Below are 2,597 nucleotides of genomic sequence, written 5' to 3' on the forward strand. Positions count from 1 at the left end.
TGTCTCGCTGTTGGCCGGAAAATCAGTAAGCTGGGGGAGGGAAAGAGGGCGATCGCAACTTGTGGGAGAGGCGATCGCTAAATTTTTAATAGAGTTTCATGACTCAGCTTCGCTTGCAGCTTATCCATCAGTTTCTTTTCTGAGAGTTCCACATCTTTTCTCATACCCAACATCGTCTCAATTCCAAGGGTCGTCGTGCTATATTGAGATGAAAGTTCTAGGCTGAATCCTCCTTGATTTTCTGGTTCCAGATGATAAGTATGAAGCTGAAAAGGATCTGAACTATCGGCTTCTCTTAAGATGGATGTATTAAAAACTTTCCCGATATAAGAATAAAAGCAATCTTGAATGACCAAAACCAAATTTTTTCCAAACAATTCTAATGTTGTCATTTTATGATGAAGTTGCATTAGAATTGTCTTAGCGGTCATTTTCCAATTCATTCCATAAGTTTTTGATGTTAAAGCATTTTCTACAGAAATTCCGATCTCATCTCTAATAAATTTTTGACGGGAAGGCCAAACAGTTCCAGTTGTATCGAGGGCTTGGAATTCAATTCCAACATAATCCCTTACTTCATTGCGCCGAACTGATACTAAAAAACAATCAATTGTTCCCCCCGGTACTTGTATTTCTGAAATTATATGAAGCTGATTACCGGGTTCGTGAGCTTTTAAAAGATGCAAACAATCCAAAAAAATTTGATTGTTTTGTAAAAATCGATTAGGGCAGATAATAATTGGATCCCCTCCATATCCCACCGTACAAGTTCCGATGGAAACATCGGGTTGGCTCTTGCGCGTTTTAAAGCACTTTTTGTTTGAGTATTTGCCGTGTTGGCGGTTTAGAATATCCTGCCACTCTTCTTTACTCAAGTCTTGCTCAGTTGAAACGGTAAAAAGTTCCAGGGGTCTCTTAGGAAAATTCATGACAGGAGTTGAAACAAAGTGGGCTGATATTGATCCAGACGCTCTTTCGCAAATCCTAAATATTCTTCACTCAGATCGATTCCTAATCCTCTTCTTCCCAGTTTGATAGCCGTTAAAATAGCTGTTCCTGTTCCTACAAAAGGGTCGAGTACAATTCCTTGATTTGGACAGGTGGCTTTCACTGGAATTAAACAGAGTTCTTCAGGAAATGGGGCAAAGTGTATATCCTTTCGCCAGCGATCTTCAGGTATAATATCCCAAACATCTCCAGGTTTACTCCCATTGGGATGATAAGGCAGGAAATAAAATCCTTTTTTCTTGAGTTCTGAAGCTCGTCCTGAAACTTCTAAAGAGTCAGAATGGGTCGTCCTTTGTTGTCCTCTTATTATCATTCTAAAATCAACCCATTCTCCTGATTTGATTTTTTCTAATGCCCCATCTAATTCTTTTAAGGCATTATTTTTCTCTTCATCTTTTAGCACGGTACTTCTGGTAATTTGTCGTCGGTAATTAACGCCACTCACCCCTGTAGCTGTAATCACCTGCCCCTGTTTATTTACTTGAGAGGACTTGCGCTCATTTCTAATTGAATCCACATCATAATAATAATTTTTTTCTTGAACGAAATGAAACAGATACTCATGGGTATTTCTAAGTTTGTCTTTTGAATTGTCTGGATTTCCTTTTATTTTATGCCAAATTATATCATTCCTTAAAATCCATCCTTGAGCATCTTGCAATGCAATGGCAATTCTCCACGGTATGCCTTGTAAATTTTTATTTCGATAAGTATCCCCCAAGTTTAACCACAACGAACCGGAGGGTTTTAAAACTCGCTTCAGTTCGGCAAATACTTTCATTAAAGTATCAATATAAAGGTTAAATGATGACTCATTTCCAAAAGAATTATCCTCAGTATATTTCCGGTGTTGCCAGTAAGGCGGACTGGTTATTGTCATGTCAATACTCGCAGAGGGTATTTCTTTCAAAATATCCAGAACGTTTCCGGGTATGAGCAAATACTGCTGACTACTCTTGGGAGATAAAAATTCGTGAACTTGATTGAAACTTCCTTTTACATTCACCATGATATTGCCTCTTGATTCCCTGATTTTTCTCTAAATTATGAAGAAATGAATTCATGAATTGCTCGATATCGCACTCCTCCCCCTCCCCTTTCTCTTACGTCAAAATCGCCCCACCCAACAACTTCTGATACCGCTTATCTAACTCACTCTTCAATACCGGCCATCTCTCCAAAGTCGGGTCTTTCTTAATCACCTTTTCTGCCGCATCTCTGGCTAAAATTAATATCTCTTTATCCTCAACTAAACTCGCTAAAACAAAATCCGGGACTCCCGATTGTCTCATTCCCATGACTTCCCCGGGTCCGCGCAATCTCATGTCCATTTCGGCAATTAAAAACCCGTCTTGTGATTGTTCCATGACATTGAGGCGTTGACGAGCGTCGGCTGTTGCTTTAGGATGAGTCATTAAGATACAATAGGATTTCTCTGCACCCCGTCCAACTCTTCCTCGCAATTGGTGCAATTGCGATAGTCCAAATCGTTCGGCATTTTCAATTAACATCACGCTGGCATTGGGAACATCTACTCCCACCTCTACCACGGTGGTAGAGACTAAAATTTGAGTCTGTCCATCCCGAAA

3 protein-coding genes are annotated in these 2,597 nt (G+C 39.7%); all 3 read right to left on the reverse strand.

The window, feature by feature from the left end; genetic code table 11:
• Window positions 1-77 precede the first annotated feature (77 nt).
• Entirely contained in the window at window positions 78-929 is an 852-nt protein-coding gene (locus J0895_RS13745; protein WP_207088649.1) for a NotI family restriction endonuclease, read from the reverse strand.
• Window positions 926-2,017, reverse strand: a complete 1,092-nt coding sequence (locus J0895_RS13750; RefSeq protein WP_207088650.1) for a DNA-methyltransferase — start codon at window positions 2,015-2,017, stop codon at window positions 926-928. The genes J0895_RS13745 and J0895_RS13750 overlap by 4 nt, the downstream gene beginning before the upstream one ends.
• Window positions 2,018-2,111: 94 nt before the next feature.
• A partial coding sequence (locus J0895_RS13755) for a helicase-related protein (RefSeq protein WP_277989840.1) occupies window positions 2,112-2,597 on the reverse strand: 486 nt, incomplete at its 5' end.

Origin of the sequence: Phormidium pseudopriestleyi FRX01 (assembly GCF_017313335.1) — a bacterium.
Lineage (GTDB): Bacteria > Cyanobacteriota > Cyanobacteriia > Cyanobacteriales > Laspinemataceae > Laspinema > Laspinema pseudopriestleyi.